The following is an 18,528-nucleotide window of genomic DNA, read 5'->3' on the forward strand; positions in this document are numbered from 1 at the left end:
CGGTCCGCGCGACGGGCCGGCGGCCCCCGCGCATCAGTACGCCCCCTGTCCGTGGACCACCGCACGCAGCGTCTTCCACAGGATCACCGTGTCCAGGGCGAGCGACCAGTCCTCCACGTACCGCAGGTCCAGCCGGACGGCCTCATCCCACGGCAGGTCGCTGCGTCCGCTGATCTGCCACAGGCCGGTGAGTCCGGGCTTGACCAGCAGCCGTCTTCGGATGTCCGGGCCGTACGCGGCCGACTCCTCGGGCAGCGGCGGCCGCGGTCCGACGAGCGACATCGATCCGGTGAGCACGTTGAAGAGCTGCGGCAGTTCGTCGACCGAGTACCGGCGCAGCACCGCGCCGACCCGGGTGACCCGCGGGTCCCGGCGGAGTTTGAACAGCAGGCCCGCGCCCTCGTTGCGGTCGGCCAGCGCGGCACGTGCCCCGTCGGCCCCCGCGACCATGGTGCGGAACTTGAGAATGGTGAACTCGCGGCCGTCCTTGCCGACCCGGCGCTGGCGGTAGAACGCCCCGCCCCGGCTGTCCATCAGCACGAGCAGCGCGACGAACACCATCAGGGGCGCGAACAGGGTCAGCAGAACCGCCGCGCCCAACCGGTCGACGACCGCCTTGACCGCTCGGCGGCCCCCGGTGAAGGTCGGCATGCTGACCCGCAGCAGCGGGATCCCGAGCACCGCGTCGACGTGCAGCCGCGGGCCGGCCACCTCCATCAGGACGGGCGCGACGACCATCTCCGCGTCGCTGCCCTCCAGGTTCCAGGCCAGCCGTTGCAGGCGGTGCGGTGACCAGTGCGGGTCCGGGGTGACCGCGACCACCCGGTAGCCGTCGCGGCTGACGTGGTGGGCGACGTGCTCCAGCGGGCCGACGACCGGCACTCCGTCCAGCTGGTCACCCTCCAGCCCGTCGTCCGTCGTGCACACCGCGTCCACGCGCCAGCCGAGGTGCGGGAACCGACGGGTCCGGGCGATCAGATCGCGCACCGTGGCCGGACTTCCGGCGGCCAGCACGGGTCTGAGGCAGCGCCCCTGCTTGCGCTGTCTGTGCAGCCGGACGCGCAGCGCATAGCGCGCGACCATGGTGAAGATCGCTATCGCGGGGACGGCGACGAAGATCCAGAGTTTGATGTTGCGCGAGGTGAGGGCGATTCCGCCGAGCGCCAGCACGACGGTCGCCATGAACAGTGAGCGGCCGAGCCGGCGGAATTCCTCGGCGCCCTGGCCGAGTACGGCCGGTGACCACGACCGGCTCACCGCGAGGGCGCCCAGGACCAGCAGCCAGGTGCCGAACGCGAGAATTCCCCATTTCTCGTGCCAGTTGGCCGCGTCCCGGACTCCGAAGAAATTGCCGATCCCCGCCACCACGAAAGCGGTGGTCGCGGTATCGCTGGTGATCACGGTACGGCGGTACCGGTGCTCCCAGTCGCTCGCGAGCCGGCTGGTTGCCCCGCCCGCCAACTGCCCGCGCGCAGACGGAAACGGGCTGACCAATCCCCCTTGCCGCACAGAACCCCCCAGGTTCCCAGTGGTTCGACGTGTTCGCCTAGCACTGTTCCTCCCCCTCGGGAGGCCCCCGCCTCCCGCGCCGCGCTGTTCCTCCCCACGGACGGCCCCCCGGCCTGTCCGCGCACAACGTTCCGGCTAAGTCGCATCAATACGAGCAATGCGCAGTGACAGCAGCAGACCCCCCTGCCCCGGACCTAAAGATCATTACCGGTCGCCTCGTGCCTGAACAGCTGAAGCACGGTCAATCTAGACCATCGGGGCCACTGTGTAGAGGGGATGTGTGTAATTCGTGGTCACGCTTTGGGAGTTGATCAAGCAACCTGTGAATGTCCACCGATGCCTTCACGCCACCGCGTAATGCGGGGTGCCGAGTCCGACGGCCATTCTTCCGCTTCCGGTGCACGCCCGCACCGATGGTTCACGCCAGACGCCGTCAAGGCGTGACGGGAGCGATTGCTGTCGTGGGAGAGGAGCGAACCGATCGCGGTTCAGTCCGCGAGGAGGTGGTCCCGGCCGAACATGGCCGCGGCGGCCCGCGCGGTCGGCGTTCCGGAGTCCAGGTCCGCGCCGGCCCGACGCAGTACGGCTACGACGTCGTCGGCGCCTTTGAACAGGGCGCCGGCGATGGGGGACTGGTCGCGGTCGTTGCGGAGGTCCGGGTCGGCGCCGTGCCGGATCAGGGCCTGCACGGTGTCGGCGTGACCGTGGTAGGAGGCGAGCATGAGGAGGGAGTTGCCCGCGGGGTCCCGTACGTCCACCGGCAGCCCGTGCTGTACGAACTCCACCAGTCGCCCGGTGCCGCCCTCGCGGGCCAGATCCATGGCGATGGCGACCACGCGCTCGGTCTGCTCGGGAGTCAGGCCACCGCTGTTGTGCGTGTTCATGAAGTAGATCTCCGTGGCGGTACGCCCGCACCGGCGCGGGCACCTCGGGGGTGCCCGCGCCGGTGCGGTGCGGATGTACCGCGTGTGTTGCTGACCTGCGGGATCAGAGGTTGCCGGCGGCCAGGGCCTCGATCGCCTTGCGGACGCCCGCGCCGTAGGCCGGGTCGGCCTGGGTGCAGTTGCCGATGTGGCGCTCGACGGTCTGCTCCGAGGCGCCGTCGATGGCGCGTGCCGTGTTCTCGAACAGGACCTGCTGCTGCTCCGGGGTCATCTGCCGGAACAGGTTGCCGGGCTGCTCGAAGTAGTTGTCGTCGTCCTCGCGGTAGTTGAACCGGTCGGCGACGGCGCCCACGGCCTGGGCCGGGTCGCGGTAGGCCGGCTGCTCCTGCCAGCGCCCGTAGGAGTTGGGCTCGATGCCCGGGGTGGCTCCCTGGTTGCCGTCGACGCGCATGGCGCCGTCGCGGTGGTAGGAGTTCACCGGGTTCCTCGGGGCGTTGACCGGGATCTGGTGGTGGTTGACGCCGAGGCGGTAGCGCTGGGCGTCGCCGTAGGAGAAGAGGCGGCCCTGCAGCATCCGGTCGGGGGAGAAGCTGATGCCCGGGACCACGTTGGCCGGGCTGAAAGCGGCCTGCTCGACGTCCGCGAAGTAGTTCTCGGGGTTGCGGTTGAGCTCCCACTCGCCGACCTCGATCAGCGGGTAGTCCTTCTTCGACCAGACCTTGGTGAGGTCGAAGGGGTGGAATCGGTAGTTCTCGGCGTCGGCCTCCGGCATGACCTGGATGAACAGCTTCCACTTCGGGAAGTCGCCGTCCTCGATCGCGTCGAAGAGGTCGCGCTGGTGGGACTCGCGGTCCTTGCCGACCAGGGCCTCGGCCTCGGCGTCGGTCAGGTTCTTGATGCCCTGCTGCGTGCGGTGGTGGAACTTGACCCAGAACCGCTCGCCCTCGGCGTTGATGAAGCTGTACGTGTGCGAGCCGAACCCGTGCATGTGCCGGTAGGAGGCCGGGATGCCGCGCTCCGACATCACGATCGTGACCTGGTGCAGGGCCTCGGGGAGGTTGGTCCAGAAGTCCCAGTTGTTCTCGGCGTTGCGCAGGTTGGTGCGCGGGTCGCGCTTCACCGCGTGGTTGAGGTCCGGGAACTTCAGCGGGTCGCGGAAGAAGAAGACCGGGGTGTTGTTCCCGACCAGGTCCCAGTTGCCCTCGTCCGTGTAGAACTTCACGGCGAAGCCGCGGATGTCGCGCTCGGCGTCGGCGGCGCCGCGCTCACCGGCGACGGTGGAGAACCGGGTGAACAGCGGGGTCTTCTTGCCGATCTCGGAGAAGATCTTCGCGCTGGTGTACCGGGTGATGTCGTGGGTGACCGTGAAGGTGCCGAAGGCGCCCGAGCCCTTGGCGTGCATCCGGCGCTCCGGGATGACCTCCCGGTCGAAGTGCGCGAGCTTCTCCAGGAACCACACGTCCTGCAGGAGCATCGGACCGCGCGGGCCGGAGGTCAGGGAGTTCTGGTTGTCGGGAACCGGTGCACCGGCAACCGTGGTCAGCGGCTTCTGGTTGTTCTCAGGCAAGGCATGCTCCTCGGTGTGGTTCTTCGCAGCCACCACCCTACCTTGGACAGGATCTAAGGCAAGGCGACATCTAGAGCCATATTCGCTCTTGATTTGACGCCGAAGCCTGCTAGGGTGCCGCGCGCCCTGCCGGGGCGGCAGCCCTGCCGGTGGGAGCGGGAGCCGACAGTCTCGGCCACTTCGGCGTTCCGGCACCCCGGACCCGGTCCGCTCTCATCCCTTCGGGGCGCTCAGGGCGCCGTCCTGCGCGCACACCGACACAGTGGTTCCTGAGCCACACGGCTCCGGAAGGAAGAGAGGCGTGCGCATGAAGATCGCGGTCATCGGAGGGACGGGGCTGATCGGCTCGCAGGTCGTCAAGGACCTGAACGCGGCCGGGCACCAGGCGGTGCCCCACTCCCAGTCCACCGGCGTCGACGTCGTCAGCGGCAAGGGGGTGGACGAGGCGGTCGAGGGAGCCGAGGTCGTGGTCAACCTGACGAACTCCCCCACCTTCGACGACGCCTCACCGGCCTTCTTCCGGGCGTCGATGGACAACCTGCTGGCCGCCGCGCAGCGGGCCGGGACGGGGCACTTCGTGATCCTCTCCATCGTCGGCGTCGACCGGGTGCCGGGGCTGGACTACTACCGCGCGAAGGTGCTCCAGGAGGACGTCCTCAGGGACGGCCCCGTCCCGTACTCGATCGTGCGCGCCACCCAGTTCATGGAGTTCATGGAGGCGGTCCTGTCCTGGACCGCCTCGGACGACTCCGTCCGGCTGCCCGCCACGCCGATCCAGCCGATCGCGGCGAAGGACGTGGCGGCCGCGGTCGCGGACGTCGCCGTGGGCGCTCCGCTGAACGGCATCCGCAACATCGGCGGACCGGAAGTGTTCCCCCTGGACGAGCTGGGCCGCCTGACCCTGGCCCACAAGGGCGACGCGCGAACGGTCGTCACCGACCCGGGCGCCGGCATGTTCGCGGCGGTCGAGGGAGACGTCCTGACCGACCTGGACGCCCACCTGGCCCCCACCCGGTACGCCGACGGGCTCTCCTGAATGCCCGAGCGCGCCGGCCGCGACCCCGCAGGCGTCGTCGCGCCGAGGGGAATCCTGCGGCGCCGGCCGGAGCGGTGGCTGTTCAAGGGGATCTACGGCCTGGTCCTGGCCAGCGCGCTGGTCGCGGCGCTGGACGTGCCGGGCGAAGAGGCCGACCCCGGCCAGGACGCGCTGTGGATCCTGCTCACGGCGCTGACGTCGGGCGCCGCCCACGGGTACGCGCATGTCATCGCCCGGCGTGCGTCCGGCGACGGGACGGCCGGACCGAGCAGACTGCGCGCGGTGCTCGCCGAGTGGCCGCTGGCCGCCGCCGTGCTGCCGACCGTGGTGATGCTGCTCGCCGCCGCGGCCGGGTGGTGGGCCGAGGAAACGGCGGCCGACACCGCCCTGGTGCTCAACACCGTCCTGCTCTTCGCCCTGGGCACCTCGGCGGCCCGCACCGCCGGGCTCGGCCGGCTGTCCTCCTGCCGGGCCGGGGCCCTGGACATGCTGATCGGCCTGGTGATCATCGTCGCGGACGCCCTGATCGAGTAGCGGGCGTGCCCCGCCCTTCCTGCCGCGGCCTGACGCCCCGCGCAGCCGTCACCCGGCCGTGTCCCGGGCCTCGGGGTCGCCGCCCTCGCGCTGGTGGCCGCGGCGGGCGTCGCGGTCGAAGATGCCCAGGATCTCGCAGGGGCCACCGGCGGTGCCGATCGCGTGCGGCATCATCGTGGGGAACTCGGCTGCCTGGTGGGTCTCGACGCGGAAACGGCGGTGGCCGAGCATGAGGACCGCCGTGCCGGACAGGACCACGAGCCATTCGCGCCCGGGGTGGGCACGCATGCGTGCCGGATTCTCGGGCGGCGGCTGGGTCATGCGCTGACGCACCACGGTCATGCCGGGATCGCCCTTCACCGGCCAGCGCATCAGGGCGTGAGCGCTGTCGATCATCGGACTGGTGATGACGTCGTCGTCGGCCGTCTCCACGAGCTGGTCCAACGTGGTGTCCAGGGCTCGGGCGAGAGTGACCAGCTGATCCAGGGCCAGGCGGCGCCGGCCGTTCTCGATGCGGCTCAGCGAGGACTGGCTGAGATTGGCACGCCCGGCCAGTTCCTCCAGGGACCAGCCCTGCGCGACCCGCAGGGCGCGGATGCGTTTGCGTACGAGGCTGTCCAGGTCTCCGTCTTCTTGCGTCATGGGCAACATCATATGCCTGGAACGCAATGCGGGCTTAGCTTCGGACGCAGTCGAGCCGCGCCTCCCCGACACCCCCCGGCACCCCGTCGGGCGGCGGCATGCCCTGCGAAAGGAACCCATGAGCACCAGCCCACCCGTACGGGCCCCGGAAACCGGCGGCGGGAACGCCCCCGACGCCCGTCAGCTGCGCACGATCCTGATCGCCGTCTCCGTCGCCCTGATGGCCGTCATCGCCTCGGTGTCCGGTCTGAACGTCGCACAGACCCACATGGCCGTCGAGTTCGGCGCCTCCCAGAACACGGTCCTGTGGATCATCAACATCTACCCGCTCGCCCTGGCCGCGCTGCTGCTCCCGCTCGGGGCCGTCGGCGACCGACTGGGCCGCAAGCCCGTGCTCGTCGCCGGTCTGGGTGTCTTCGGGGCGGCGAGCGTCCTGGCCGGACTGGCCCCCTCGGCCGAGGTCATGCTCGCCGCCCGCGTGGCCGGCGGTGCCGGCGCCGCGATGATCATGCCCGTCACCCTTGCCGTCATCACCTCCACCTTCCCCGAGGAGCAGCGCGGCAAGGCGATCGGGGTGTGGACCGGCGTCGCCGGAGGCGGCGGCATCCTGGGCATGTTCCTCTCCGCCCTCCTCGTCGACGTCGCCGACTGGCGTCTGCTGTTCGTCCTCCCGGTGGTCCTGGTCCTCGTGGCCCTGGCCATGGCGCTGAAGTCGGTCCCCAACTCCCGCGAGATCCCGGCCCACCGGTTCGACACGGCCGGAGCGCTGATCTCCACCGTCGCCGTGACCGGCCTCATCTTCGTCCTCCAGGAAGGCCCCGAGCGCGGCTGGACCGCCCCGCTGACGCTGACCGGCCTCGTCGTCGGCATCACCGCCGCCGTCGGCTTCGTCGCCTGGGAACTGCGCCGCCGAGACGCCGCGCTGCTGGACGTGCGCCTGTTCCGCGAGCGCGCCCTGGCGGGCGGCTCGATCACGCTCCTGGTGGTCTTCGGCGTCCAGGCGGGCATCGCCGTGGTCCTCTTCCCGTACTTCCAGGCCGTGCTCGGCTGGTCGGGCCTGCTCTCCACGGTGGCGCTGATGCCCATGGCCGTCATGATGATGGCGACCTCCGGCCTGGCCCCCGGGCTCGCCGCACGGGTCGGCTCCCGTACGACCATGGCGGCGGGCATCGCCCTGGCCGGCGTCGGCCTCGCGCTCATGGCCCTGTTCGTCTCCGTGGACGACGGATACCTGACCATCCTGCCCGGCATGGTGGCCATGGGCATCGGCATGGGCCTGTCGATGACCCCGTCCACCGAGGCCATCACCGGCTCCCTGCCGCGAGGGAAGCAGGGCGTCGCTTCCGCACTCAACGACGTCACCCGCGAGTTCGGCACCGCACTCGGTGTCGCCCTGCTCGGGGCCCTGCTGGCGGGCGGCTACCGCGGTGCCATCGACGGACGGCTGGACGGCATCCCCCAGGGCCCCGCGGACGAGGCCCGCGAGGGTGTGGCCAACGCGGTCGAGGCCGCGGGCGGCGCCGGACCGCACGGCCCGGACCTGCTGCACGCCGCCCGGCAGTCCTTCGTCGACGGCTGGCAGCAGGCCATGTGGGCGGGCGTCGCCGTCATGGGCGTGCTGTTCGTCCACATCGCGTTGCGGGGGCCCGGCAGGACGGCCCCCGCGGTCGCGGACGAACCGGAGGCCACCGAGGTACTCGGCGCCCCCTGACCACGGGCGAGTCAGCGGTCCTGGGAGAGCGCGAGGAGTTCGGCGAAGGTGCCGCCGGCGTGGACCAGGTCGTCGTAGCGGCCCTGCTCGGTGATCCGGCCGTGCTCCATGACCACGATGTGATCCGCGATCCTCGTGTTCTCCAGGCGGTGGGTGACCACGATGGTGATGCGCTCGGTGGCGATCCTCTTGATCTGCTCGAAGATCTGGTGCTCACCGCGCGGGTCCATCTGGGACGTCGGCTCGTCCAGGATCAGCAGCCCCGGGCGGCGGTACAGGGCCCTGGAGCACGCCACGCGCTGCCACTGGCCGCCCGAGAGCTCGGTGCCTCCGAAGACGTCACGGGACAGCAGGGTGTCCAGGCCCGCCGGGAGACCGTCGACCGCTTCGCGCAGACCCGCCGCCTCCAGGGCCTCCCACACCGCGGCGTCGTCGTGGGCGCGGGGCTGGCCGAGAGTGACGTTCTCGCGGACCGGCATCGGCCACTGGGCGAAGATCTGCGGCACCAGGCCGATGTGCGCCCACACGGTCGCGGGGTCCAGGTCGGCGAGGTCGGTGCCGTTCCAGGTGACCCGTCCCTTGTCCGGAAGGTGGATGCCGGTCAGCAGCCGGGTCAGGGTGGACTTGCCCGAGCCGTTCGCCCCGACGATCGCGAGGATCCGACCGCGCTCCAGGGTGAGGGAGACCCCGTCGACGGCGGGCCTGTCCTTGCCCGGGTACTGGTAGACGACCTCCTCCAGCCGGATCTGCTCGGTCGGCGCACGGTGACCGCCGGGCCCGCGCTTCGGGACGCGGGCCGCGGCGTCGTCGAGGAAGGCCTGCATGTCGCTCAGGTAGAGGCTGGTGTGGAAGACCGCGGCGCCGTTGACCACCACCTGGGAGAGCGCGGCCAGCGTGGTCTGCACGGCGATGACGGCCGTGGCCGCGACCGCGAGTCCGATCCGGCCCGAGACCGCAAGCCAGGCGAGCACCCCCCAGGTCACGACGAGGAAGACGCCGCCGGCCGACGCGGACAGCACCGCGATCCGCAGCGTACGCGGCGCGGCGGCCAGGGTGCGCCGGTCGCACCGGTCGGACAGGGTCCGGTACCAGTGGACGAGGTAGTCGGTCATGGAGTTGGCGCGGACCTCGTCGGCGTACTTCGACGTGGTCGCCCACCAGCGCATCATGCCGCGCACGTTGCGGTCGGCGATGTTGGCGTAGTGGACCTCGTAGTCGACCCGGGCGGTGAGGACCGCGCCCGCACCGGCCGGCAGCACGGCGAGCAGGAGCAGCGGCAGCATCACGGGGTTGAGTACCGACAGCACGCCGCCGGCCGTGACCATCCGGATCAGCGCGGACAGGAACCGCTGGGCGTCGGTGACCATCACCTGGGTGCGGATCACCCCCATCTCGGCGGCCTCGTGCCGGTCCGAGAAGCCCTCCTGCGCGTAGGCGGACGCCTCCACCCGGACGACGGCCTCGACCAGGGCACTGTCCGTCTCCGTCGTCAGCCGGGGCGTGATCCGCCGCTCGGCGTAGGTGGCCACCGCCGTCGCACCCCGGCCCAGCGCGGCGGCGAGCGCGACCACCACCAGGGCCGGCGCCGCTCCGTGCAGCCGGTCGCCGGCCGAGCCGTCGCCGAGCACGGGCTCCATGGCGCGGGCGGTGGCGGTCAGCAGCACGGCGGCCGAGACACCGGTGACCACCTGGCACCCCAACAGCATGTGCACGGCCCGCCGGTCGGTCCGCCACGCCAGTCGTGCGATCCGGCCCAGCACGGCCGGGATCTGCGCGCACATCCGCCCGAAGGAGACCTCGGCGAGTGGATTGACGGAATACCGCCCGCTGTAGGTGATCTCCGCGGGCGGCGGTGGCGGTGGCGTGGGGGTCTGCGGTCCGTTCGCGGCGGTCGAGGTCAATGGGTTCCCCTTGACGGTCGTTCGAGCGTGGTCGTGAAGCTCAACGACCGGACCGAGGTATCGAACACATGTATTTCGGTCGGGGCCGGAACCCCGGAACACCGCGCGTGTCGGTGCGTGGCGGATGCACGGACCCGGTCGCCCCAACAGGGGCGCGGAGCAGGGAGGTTGGCCGAATCGCCGGTGGTGTCCTCCCGCTCCTCACCGGGGGCCAGGAAGGTCATGGGCCCGTCCCCGCCGCAGCGCACCGCCGTCGCAGGTCTGGAACGCGCCGCAGCGCGAGCGGATGCAGACGTGGGCGTGCGGTTCGGCGGAGCGGGTCTGGGGTAGTCCGCCGCATGGCCCCCGACTTCGCCTGCAACCAACGTCCCTGCCCCGACCACGTCGCGCGGTTTCGGACGGGACCGGGGCAGCAACGAAGGGAATCCGATGAACCAGTGGCCCGACGCCGCGACCACCCTGCCCGCCGACGGAACCGGGGGCGCGCTCGTCGGCCGCGTCTGGCGTCCCGGCCTCGGGCCGTCCGTCGTGGCCGTCCGCGAAGACGGCCTGCACGACATCACCGCGGTCTTCCCGACCGTGCGCGACCTGTGCGAGACACCGGATCCCGCCGCCCGCCTGCGGGCCGCCCGCGGCGAGCGGATCGCCGGGCTCGACGAGGTACTGGCCAACACGCCCGTCGACACCCGGGACCCGCGACGGCCGTGGCTGCTCGCGCCGGTCGATCTGCAGGCCGTCAAGGCCGCCGGGGTCACCTTCGTCGTCTCGATGCTGGAGCGGGTGATCGAGGAACGCGTCCGCGGCGACGCCGCGGGTGCCGCCGAGGCCCGGGAGCAGATCCGCCGGCTCGTCGGCGACGACATGGCCGCCCTGCGGCCCGGCTCGGACGAGGCCGCCGCGCTCAAGGAGCTCCTGGTCGCGCAGGGGGCGTGGAGCCAGTACCTGGAGGTCGGCATCGGCCCCGACGCCGAGATCTTCACCAAGGCGCCCGTGCTGGCCGCCGTGGGCAGCGGCGCCGACGCCGGGGTGCACGCCGCCTCGCGCTGGAACAACCCGGAGCCCGAGGTGGTGCTGGCCGTCTCCTCCACCGGGGCCGTGGTCGGCGCGACACTGGGCAACGACGTCAACCTCCGCGACGTCGAAGGCCGTTCCGCACTGCTGCTGCCCCAGGCCAAGGACAACAACGCCTCGGCCGCCCTCGGCCCGTTCCTGCGGCTGTTCGAGCCGGGCTTCCGCATGGACGACGTACGGCGGGCCACGGTGACCCTGACCGTCGAGGGTGCCGACGGCTACCGGCTGGACGCCGAGTCCTCGATGGCCGCCATCAGCCGCGACCCCCTGGACCTCGTGGCGCAGTTGCTGGGCCCGCACCACCAGTACCCCGACGGCGCGGTGCTCTACCTCGGCACCATGTTCGCGCCCGTCGAGGACCGCGACGCGCCCGGACAGGGGTTCACGCATCACGACGGCGACCTCGTCGCCGTCGCCACGCCGACGCTCGGCACGCTCGCCAACCGGATCCGGCCCAGCGACGCGTGCGTGCCCTGGACGTTCGGCATCGCGGACCTGATGAGGGCGCTGGTGGCGCGGGGAGCACTGTGACGCCCGACATCGGTCCCGGCGTGACCCGGCCGCCGGCAACCCGGCCTCGAACCGCAGCCACACGGTCGCCGCCCTGGTGCCGCCGCTCGCCGCGGCCATCGTCCAGAGCCTAGCGACGGCCATCGTGCTCGGGGAGTACCCGCCGGGCACCGCACTGCCGTCGGCCGGTGAGCTCTGCGAGGAGTACGAGGCGAGCCGGACCGTCATCCGGGAGGCGACGACGACGCTCGCCGAGAAGCGCCTGGTGGCGACCCGTCAGGGCTGGGGGCCCGTCGTCCTGGGCCAGGACCGGTGGAGCCTGCTCGACCCGCTGGTCCTCGACGCGCTGTTCCAGCGCGAGGACCGCCTGGTCCATCTGGACAACCTGATCGAGATCAGGACCACCCTGGAGTGCGCGATGGCCGCCCGCGCCGCCGGGCGCATCGACGAGGAACAGTCGGCGGCGCTCTCGGCCAAGCTCGACGAACTCGCGGGCCTGATCGACGATCCCGAGGCCTACTCGCGGGCGGACATCGAGCTCACGCACGAGGCGCACGCCCGGGTCGCCGCCGCGGTGCTCGCCGGGGACGGCGACGCGGCCGCCGAGGCGATGCGCGAGCACATCACGTCGTCCTGGGCCCGACGGCGTCCGGCCGAGGTGCCGGACGCGTAGGAAGCACGGCGAAACGGCCGTTCCGGTTCCACTGCGCGATCCACGCGGCCCCGTACGCCCGGGCCACCGCACCGGAGCGGGGCCGACGGCTGCGGCTTCACCTTCGAGGACATCGAGGTCGGCAGGACCACCGACCAGTCCTACCGGAGCTACCAGTGACCGGTCGCTGAACGCGAGCCCGCCCGTGCCGAGAGAACGGAGCATCCGCGGACCGTGTTGGATGGGCGCATGAGCCAGACAGCTGCTGCCCTGCGCCTGCGGCGGGCGATCGCCAGGACCCGGCATGCGACGCGGGAACGCCCTCCCGCGGGGCGCCGCCCGGAGGAGGCCGACGACGTGCTGGGCACCTTCGCCACGGACGGGGCGCTTGGCTTCGACCCCTTCCCCTTCCTCCGGGCGCTCCACGACGCCGGCTCCCACGCGGTGGTCATCGGCCAGGTCGCCGGCATCATGCACGGCTCCACCGAACTGACCGGAGACCTGGACCTGTTGTGGGACGGCACCCCCGCCGAGGCGCGCGCCCTGCGTGCCGCCCTCGCCGCGTGCGGCTGCGCCGAACCGCCGGACCTGGACCGCGAACAGGCGGCATACGAGGTCACCGGGGCCGCCGGGGACCTGTGCACCCCCCGGCTGTCCTGGGGGGACATGGACGTGGCGCCCTGCCTGGCCCGGGCCGAGACCACCCACGACCCGTCGGGATTCACCGTCCGCTACACCGCACTCGACGATCTGATCCGCATGCGCCGTGCCCTTGGGCGGCCGAAGGACCAGCGCCGCGCGGACGAACTCACCCGCCTGTTCCCCTGATCGCCCCCGCCCCGCCCCCGCCGCCGTCCCGTGCGGGGCCGGGCGGCGGCCTCAGCCCACGGAGAGCCGGACCAGCCCCTCGTGAGCGTGCGGCGCACCCTGCACCGTCACCGCGACGTACCGGGCCGAGCCCGCTCGGGTGAGCCGCCGTACGCGGCCACGGCCGTCCAGGGTGCCGACCCGCTGGTAGCGCACCCCGTCGGTGCTGAACTCCACGCGGGCCGCCGGTGCCGCGCCGGTCCTCCAGCGCGCCTCCACCCACCGCACCCCGGTGCTTGTCCCCAGATCGACCACCATGCGGCCGTCGCGACCCGGGCGCCAGGCCGTGTCCGGGTCGCCGTCCACGGCGGCACCGGGGCCGGACATCCCCGGCGGCAGCGGATTGGTCGGGAAGGTGTTCCGGCCCAGGGCGTGGTCGTGGTGCGGGAAGGCCTGTGCCCCGCGCAGCGTCACCCGCGTCTCGCGTCCGCCCCGCACGGTCGCCTCGGTGCGGCGGCCCTGGGCCTCGATCCGCAGCCGGCAGTGGGCGCCGGACAGGACCAGGGTCGCCCCGTCGGCCACCCGGACCCGCAGCCCGGAGGGCAGGGACCGGCCGGACAGTGCGCTGAGGGTGAAGCGCGGCGCGAGCAGCGAGGCCGACGCCGCGTCCAGCCGCGCACCGTAGTCGATGCCCTCCCGGGTCACCGTCTGCTCACCCTCGTAGACCTCCCGGCCGCCGCCCTGCTGCGGCACCGCGATCCGGGTCTCCACCTCGTCCGCCGACAGGTTGAACAGGCTCAGGTACCCGTCCACCCGCGCCGCGCGCACCCGGTCGTCCCCGGCGGTGGGCGCGGCACGACGGGCCAGTACGCCCAGGTCCCCGGCGGACACACCGCAGTGCCCCTCGATCACCAGCGGCTCCCGGGCCCCTTCGGCCGGGACGATCGTGTCGCCGTACACCGCCAGCGTGTGCCCGCTCCCGCCGCGGACGACGAGCCCGGCACGGCCGTCGACGTCGAGCCAGCCGCCGCCGCTGCGCAGCGAGGGGGCCGGGCCGGTCGCCAGGTCGGTCCACCGCTCGCCGTCCGCCGAACCCTGCATCCGGTAGGAACGGCCGGCGGCCGCCTCCCAGCGCAGCGTGACCCGGTCCAGCGTGCGCTCGGCGCCGAGATCGACGGCCCACCAGCTGTCCGCCCGCCTGCGGTCCTCGCGCGAGACCGCCCAGCGGCTTGCGCCGTCGCCGTCCACCGCCAGCTCCGGCCCCATGCCGGCCGACTGCGAGGAGGCCGTGGCCGTGCCGCCCCGCGCGAGGTCGGGCCCCTCGGCCCCGTCCCGCGCCTCGACCGCGTACAGCGAGTACCCGTACGTCGGGTCGGGCCGGACGCCCAGCATGCGCAGGTGCCGCACCGTCGTGCCGGGGAAGGTCAGTTCGTCGACGCGCCCCGCGGCCGAGGGCGTGGTGTCCTGCGCGCGGACCGTGGCCGAGCCCTCCGCGAACCGGTAGGTGCGGCTGCCGTCGAGGCCCGCCACCCCGGGCATGGTCAGGTTGTGCACCTCCAGCCGCGAAGCGGCCGCGTCCGGCCCCTCGCAGGCGTAGACGACGGCGCCCGTCGGGAGTGTCGCGTACCCGGCGAAGCCCTCGCCGAGGCGCAGCACCGTGGCGCTGCCGTCGAAGCCGTCGCGCAGCGCCGTGTGCACGCGCACGGTCCTGCCGGTGACCTCCGCGGCGGTCGAGGGCAGGAACATCGGGGTGGCACCGCCGAGCCGGAACAGCCAGTCGTCGTGCGCCGGCTGCCAGGCGAACTTCACGAACCCGGGCTTCGTCACCGCACCCGCCCAGGCCGCCGCAGACTGGTGGGACACCAGGCCGGGGCCAGTCCCGAAGTCGGTGACCCCCGACGCGTGGGCGAACAACTCCTCGCGCGACAGGGGACGTACCCGCGGCCCCGCCTGCGGCCACACGTGCAGCAGATAGCTGATGGCCAGTTCCGCGCGCGCCTCCGGCTCGTACTTGGGCTCGCCCGAGAACTTCGCCAGCCGGTACTCGGGCGGGTACGCCTGGTACGCCTCCAGGCGTGCGGCCAGCTCCGTCTCCGCGCGGGCCGCCGCCCGGTCTCCCGCGACCCGGGACAGGAAGGCCAGCGGTATGACGTCCCTGCCGTACAGGTGCTCGCGGTCGTCCACCATCGGCATCAGCGGCTCGCCCGCGTCCGACATGACTCCCAGCAGGGTCCGCCACAGCGGCTCCGCGTTGGGCTGTCTCGTCAGGACCTCGGGCAGCGGCTGCCCCGCGGCGAGGAAGTGTGCCGCGTTGCGCCCGGAGGTGCGCCACATCTCCTCCTGGTAGTGCGGGCCGAAGGAGCCGTGGTTCTCCACGATGAAGGTGTCGTACGCGTTGTGCGCGGTGTTGTGCGAGACCGGCACCCCGTCCACCCGCGCGGGGTTGGCCAGGTCGGCGGGCGGCAGGCCGCCCTCGTTGCGCGACCAGGTGCCGTAGTCGGCCGCCCACTCGGAGCGGCGCCGGTCGTCCGGGGCCCAGGCCAGCGCCGGAGCGAGGGTCTGCGCGTAGAGCCCCATCTCCTCCAGCTTGGTGTCACCGACGTAGCCGCCCGAGAGCCCGTTCGGCGTCCAGGAGCCGGAGTACGGGTCGTCGCCCGTACCCAAGGAGTGCGTGTACGCCGCCTGTTCGCGGGTGATGGTGTCGACCGCGGAGCGGGTGGCCGAGTCGAGCTCTTCCCACAGCAGGTGCGCGGCGAGGACGAAGTACGACTGGAACGTGGTGTCGAAGAACAGGGTGCGGCCCCACTGGGTGCCGCCGGTCAGCCGGTTGGAGGCGGCGTAGTGGCGCAGGGTCGCCAGGGTGCGGCGCCTGAGCGTCTCCCGGTCGATGCCGGCCGCGTCCTCGTCGAAGGTCCCGTGCGTCAGCAGCACGGCATGCCCGAGGACGACGGCGAACCCGAAGTTCCGGTCGCTGTAGGCCCCCTTGGCCTCGTCCCACTGCGTCTCGGACCAGCGGGTGTGCCGCAGCAGCACGCGGTGGTACGTGGCGGCGACGTCGTCCGGCGGGTCGACGCTCCGGGCGGCCCCGGAAGCGGCTCCGGAAGGGGCCGCGGCGGCCGAAGCGGACGACCCCAGCGCCGGCTGGAGGGCGGCCGCGGCGCCGGTCGCGCCGAGGAGTTGCAGGAGAAGCCTGCGGCCTACAGGGAGGGAAACGGGGCCCATGATGGTCCTCTTCACCAGGCGACAACGTTGTCAACGAGGTCATACTTGAACGCCCCGGCCGCGCGTGTCAATGGCCGTTCAGCGCAGGATGCGCCAGCGGTTGTCGGCCGTACCGTCGTCCGCGTCCTGTACGACGAAGGCGCCGACGGCGGTTGAGCCGTCCCGGACGGCGAGCAGTTTCCCGCTGTGGAAGTTGCGGATCGTGCAGGTGCCGTCGCCCTGGTCCAGGAGCGTCCAACGGTGGTCCGCGGTACCGTTGTCCGCCCACTGCAGCACGGTGGCGCCGTCGGCCGTGGACATGTCGAGCACGCCGAGCACCTTGCCGCTGTGGACGTTGCGCAGGCGGTGGGTGCCGCCCGCGTCGGGCACCAACTCCCAGTCGTGGTCGGCGGTCCCGGAGTCGGTCCAGAGCAGGGCGCGGCCGCCGTCGGCGGTCGACATGTCCTGGATGCCCAGCACCAGGGCCCCGGCCGCGTTGGCGATGCGGACCGGGGCGAGGCCGCTGGTGTTCCAGTAGACGGTGTAGTTGTGCCCGTGGGCGTCGTGGAACGGGCCGAGGTCCACGGTGGCACCGTTCGCGGTGGCGGTGAAGGCCAGGGCGGTGGGGCTGGTCCGCCTGACGGAACCGACGTCAAGGGCCGGGAGGGCGGACAGGGCGGTGTCACCGTAGTTCCCGGACAGGACGACCGGGCCGTGCGTGACGGCACCGACGGCCGGGTTGTCGTTGGCGGGCCGTACGACGGTGCGCATGGGCAGGCGGACGGTGACGGTGTCCCCGGAGGTCCAGGCGCGATCGACGGTCGCGTAGGTGCCGGGGTCGGTGGTGATGTCCTGCGGGACGCCGTTGACCTGGATGGTGGCACCGGTGGTCCAGCCGGGGATGCGCACGCGCATGGCCCAGTTGCCGCCGGCGTCGCCGGTGACCCGCAGCGTCGTGGTGTCGCTCGCCGGGTAGGAGGTGGTCTGCGTGACGGTGATGCCGCGCTCGGCCCAGGTGAGGACCGAGGGGACGAACAGGTTCACGGTCAGGGTGGTGCCGCCGTCGTGGAAGTAGACGGACTCCATCAGCCGTGTGTGGATCTCCAGACCGGTGCCCTGGCAGCACCAGAAGGTGGTGTAGTCGGTGCTCCACGTACCGCCGCCCCACGCCGGGCCCACCCCGCGCCGGCCGCCGGGCCTGAGCGGGGTGAAGTAGGTGACGTGACCGTGCGGGTCGGCCGGGTTCTGCTGGCCGATCACGTGGTTCAGCCACGCCCGCTCGTAGTAGTCGAACAACTCGGCCCGGTCCGGAGTCAGCGCGAACAACTCACGGGTGAGACCGAGCATGTTGACGGTGTTGCAGCTCTCGCAGGTGTCGTTCGCCAGGTGCGCGGCGATCGCGTTCGGGGCGCGGAAGTGTTCCGCCTGGCTGTTGCCGCCGATGGCGTAGGTGTGCGTGGTGACGCACATGTTCCACGCGTTGGTGGCGATGTCACGGTAGCGCGTCGTCCCGGTGGCCTTGTACTCGCGCACGGCCCCGATCCACTTCGGCACCTGCGTGTTGGCGTGCAGCCCGGCCAGCCGGTCCTGGCCCGCCGCCAACGGGTCGAACACCGCGGCGTGGTCGAACCGCTGGGCGACGGCGAGCCATCGGGTGTCGCCTGTCTGCTGGCAGAGGTCGGTCAGGACGGCGTTCATGCCGCCGAACTCGGTGCCCAGCACGGCCTGCATCCGCGTGCCGCTCAGCCGGCCGGTGCGCCGGTCGACCCAGCCGGCCAGGGCGAGCAGTACGTCGCGGGCCTGGTCGCTGCCGAGGTGCCGCCACACGTCCAGCAGGCCGGTGAGGGTCTTGTGGATCGTGTAGTACGGCACGTTGCCGTTGGTCAGCGTTCCGGACTCCAGGGCGGCGAAGTCAGACTCGGGGTAGCCGGAGAGATACCCGGCGCCGAAGCCCGCGGCGACGTTGTTGGCCTGGCACTTGGCCAGCTCGGCCACCATGTACCGGGCCTTGTCCCGGCAGACCGTGTCCCCGGTCACGGCGTACACCTGCGCCCACGCGGTGAGGAAGTGGCCCTGCACGTGGCTGCGGAAGGGGAAGCCGGGCGCCTCCCAGCCGCCGGTCGCGGCGGCGCCGTTCGTGGACAGGCGGTGGTTGGCGCGGAAGTTGTACAGCAGCCGGTCGACGTCGACGAACCGCAGATAGCTCCGGGTGCGGTCCTGGTTGTCCAGCCACCTGCTCGCGGTCGGCCTGACCCGGTCGAGGCCGAAGGGGAACGCCAGCGCTCCGATGTCGGCCCGGGCCGGAGGGCGGACCGCTCCGTGGGCGGGGGAGCCGCCGGCGAGCGGACCGACGGCGGCCGCAGCGGCCGTCGTCCCGGCGATCTGGAGCATGCGCCTTCTGCTGAGGGGCGTGGGCATGGAACCACCTTTTCGTTCGCCGTGCGGAGCCTGGATGTACGGGAGACGTGGGGTTCGCTATTTCGAACACTGTTCGTGAAATCGT

General features: G+C 72.3%; 13 protein-coding genes. 6 read left to right on the top strand and 7 right to left on the bottom strand.

All coding sequences use genetic code 11. The annotated features are described in order from the left end of the window. Window positions 1-33: 33 nt before the first annotated feature. The 3 genes from ACH4D3_RS18340 to ACH4D3_RS18350 form a co-directional block, all read right to left on the bottom strand. Window positions 34-1,509, bottom strand: a complete 1,476-nt coding sequence (locus tag ACH4D3_RS18340) for a sugar transferase (protein WP_398323195.1) — start codon at window positions 1,507-1,509, stop codon at window positions 34-36. A gap of 488 nt (window positions 1,510-1,997) precedes the next feature. Further along, window positions 1,998-2,393, bottom strand: a complete 396-nt coding sequence (locus tag ACH4D3_RS18345) for an ankyrin repeat domain-containing protein (RefSeq protein WP_398323197.1) — start codon at window positions 2,391-2,393, stop codon at window positions 1,998-2,000. Between the two features lie 103 nt (window positions 2,394-2,496). Beyond that, window positions 2,497-3,960 (bottom strand): catalase, encoded by a 1,464-nt coding sequence (locus tag ACH4D3_RS18350; protein ID WP_398323199.1) that lies wholly within the window; start codon window positions 3,958-3,960, stop codon window positions 2,497-2,499. Window positions 3,961-4,267: 307 nt separating this feature from the next. Between ACH4D3_RS18350 and ACH4D3_RS18355 the strand changes: the two genes are divergently transcribed. Beyond that, window positions 4,268-4,996: an SDR family oxidoreductase gene (locus ACH4D3_RS18355; RefSeq protein ID WP_398323611.1), complete on the top strand. Its 729-nt coding sequence runs from the start codon at window positions 4,268-4,270 to the stop codon at window positions 4,994-4,996. Continuing rightward, window positions 4,997-5,530 (top strand): hypothetical protein, encoded by a 534-nt coding sequence (locus ACH4D3_RS18360; protein WP_398323200.1) that lies wholly within the window; start codon window positions 4,997-4,999, stop codon window positions 5,528-5,530. Window positions 5,531-5,578: 48 nt separating this feature from the next. Here the strand turns inward: ACH4D3_RS18360 and ACH4D3_RS18365 are convergent, their stop codons facing one another. Further along, on the bottom strand, window positions 5,579-6,181 hold the full coding sequence (locus tag ACH4D3_RS18365) for a helix-turn-helix domain-containing protein (RefSeq protein ID WP_398323613.1): 603 nt from the start codon (window positions 6,179-6,181) through the stop codon (window positions 5,579-5,581). A 109-nt stretch (window positions 6,182-6,290) separates the two neighbouring features. On the opposite strand from ACH4D3_RS18365, the gene ACH4D3_RS18370 reads away from it, so the two are divergent. Further along, complete coding sequence (locus tag ACH4D3_RS18370; RefSeq protein WP_398323202.1) at window positions 6,291-7,883, top strand: MFS transporter; 1,593 nt, start codon at window positions 6,291-6,293, stop codon at window positions 7,881-7,883. Window positions 7,884-7,894: 11 nt separating this feature from the next. Here the strand turns inward: ACH4D3_RS18370 and ACH4D3_RS18375 are convergent, their stop codons facing one another. Then, window positions 7,895-9,784: an ABC transporter ATP-binding protein gene (locus ACH4D3_RS18375; RefSeq protein WP_398323204.1), complete on the bottom strand. Its 1,890-nt coding sequence runs from the start codon at window positions 9,782-9,784 to the stop codon at window positions 7,895-7,897. A 429-nt stretch (window positions 9,785-10,213) separates the two neighbouring features. On the opposite strand from ACH4D3_RS18375, the gene ACH4D3_RS18380 reads away from it, so the two are divergent. The 3 genes from ACH4D3_RS18380 (at window position 10,214) to ACH4D3_RS18390 (ending at window position 12,845) form a co-directional block, all read left to right on the top strand. Next, window positions 10,214-11,386 carry a fumarylacetoacetate hydrolase family protein gene (locus tag ACH4D3_RS18380; RefSeq protein ID WP_398323206.1) on the top strand — a complete coding sequence of 391 codons (1,173 nt, stop codon included), beginning with the start codon at window positions 10,214-10,216 and terminating at the stop codon, window positions 11,384-11,386. Between the two features lie 76 nt (window positions 11,387-11,462). Continuing rightward, window positions 11,463-12,038, top strand: coding sequence for a FadR/GntR family transcriptional regulator (locus ACH4D3_RS18385; RefSeq protein WP_398323208.1), 576 nt, complete (start codon window positions 11,463-11,465; stop codon window positions 12,036-12,038). Between the two features lie 228 nt (window positions 12,039-12,266). Then, window positions 12,267-12,845, top strand: coding sequence for a hypothetical protein (locus tag ACH4D3_RS18390; RefSeq protein WP_398323210.1), 579 nt, complete (start codon window positions 12,267-12,269; stop codon window positions 12,843-12,845). A 51-nt stretch (window positions 12,846-12,896) separates the two neighbouring features. On the opposite strand, the gene ACH4D3_RS18395 is transcribed toward ACH4D3_RS18390, so the two are convergent. Together ACH4D3_RS18395 and ACH4D3_RS18400 are read right to left on the bottom strand one after the other, a co-directional pair. After that, on the bottom strand, window positions 12,897-16,046 hold the full coding sequence (locus ACH4D3_RS18395) for a discoidin domain-containing protein (RefSeq protein ID WP_398323212.1): 3,150 nt from the start codon (window positions 16,044-16,046) through the stop codon (window positions 12,897-12,899). Window positions 16,047-16,124: 78 nt separating this feature from the next. Beyond that, a complete protein-coding gene (locus ACH4D3_RS18400; protein ID WP_398323214.1) occupies window positions 16,125-18,443 on the bottom strand; it encodes a beta-L-arabinofuranosidase domain-containing protein in 2,319 nt (772 codons plus the stop codon). Window positions 18,444-18,528 lie beyond the last annotated feature (85 nt).

It is taken from the genome of Streptomyces sp. NPDC018026 (assembly GCF_044327745.1).
Classification (GTDB): domain Bacteria; phylum Actinomycetota; class Actinomycetes; order Streptomycetales; family Streptomycetaceae; genus Streptomyces; species Streptomyces rubrogriseus.

What these genes read in the sequence shown, in the direction of transcription:
- ACH4D3_RS18345 (WP_398323197.1), bottom strand. Translation starts at nt 2,393, where the DNA reads ATGAACACGCACAACAGCGGTGGCCTGACTCCCGAGCAGACCGAGCGC.
- ACH4D3_RS18395 (WP_398323212.1), bottom strand. Translation starts at nt 16,046, where the DNA reads ATGGGCCCCGTTTCCCTCCCTGTAGGCCGCAGGCTTCTCCTGCAACTC.
- ACH4D3_RS18380 (WP_398323206.1), top strand. Translation starts at nt 10,214, where the DNA reads ATGAACCAGTGGCCCGACGCCGCGACCACCCTGCCCGCCGACGGAACC.
- ACH4D3_RS18390 (WP_398323210.1), top strand. Translation starts at nt 12,267, where the DNA reads ATGAGCCAGACAGCTGCTGCCCTGCGCCTGCGGCGGGCGATCGCCAGG.
- ACH4D3_RS18370 (WP_398323202.1), top strand. Translation starts at nt 6,291, where the DNA reads ATGAGCACCAGCCCACCCGTACGGGCCCCGGAAACCGGCGGCGGGAAC.
- ACH4D3_RS18355 (WP_398323611.1), top strand. Translation starts at nt 4,268, where the DNA reads ATGAAGATCGCGGTCATCGGAGGGACGGGGCTGATCGGCTCGCAGGTC.
- ACH4D3_RS18360 (WP_398323200.1), top strand. Translation starts at nt 4,997, where the DNA reads ATGCCCGAGCGCGCCGGCCGCGACCCCGCAGGCGTCGTCGCGCCGAGG.
- ACH4D3_RS18400 (WP_398323214.1), bottom strand. Translation starts at nt 18,443, where the DNA reads ATGCCCACGCCCCTCAGCAGAAGGCGCATGCTCCAGATCGCCGGGACG.
- ACH4D3_RS18365 (WP_398323613.1), bottom strand. Translation starts at nt 6,181, where the DNA reads ATGTTGCCCATGACGCAAGAAGACGGAGACCTGGACAGCCTCGTACGC.